This window comes from Staphylococcus rostri (assembly GCF_002902145.1).
Classification (GTDB): Bacteria; Bacillota; Bacilli; order Staphylococcales; family Staphylococcaceae; genus Staphylococcus; species Staphylococcus rostri.
In genome coordinates this window covers 1-257 of record NZ_PPRF01000090.1, presented here as the reverse complement: position 1 = coordinate 257, position 257 = coordinate 1, and the positions used below count along the sequence as shown (strand labels likewise).

Annotated in this window: 1 pseudogene; it reads right to left on the bottom strand. The window is 37.4% G+C overall.

The features are described from left to right. Positions 1-182 (bottom strand): annotated as a pseudogene (locus tag CD122_RS12005) (IS5/IS1182 family transposase); the annotation flags it as partial. Positions 183-257 lie beyond the last annotated feature (75 nt).

Below are 257 nucleotides of genomic sequence, written 5' to 3'. Positions count from 1 at the left end.
GTCGACTTTTCGACAACAGACTTACTGAAACGCTTTGTATTTGCCAACCATTGAAATGTGTACTTATTGGCGTTCGCTTCTATCTTCGTTCCATCTATATAGATAACATCTTCAGTAATCACTTTATCTTCTAGTAATTGCGCACGTAAACCAACATATAAAATGTGCAGAAATTCCATCATATACGGATTAACTCTAAAGCGATTAATTGTTCTGTATGAAGGTGTTTGACCCTGCGCAAGCCACATCATTCGACA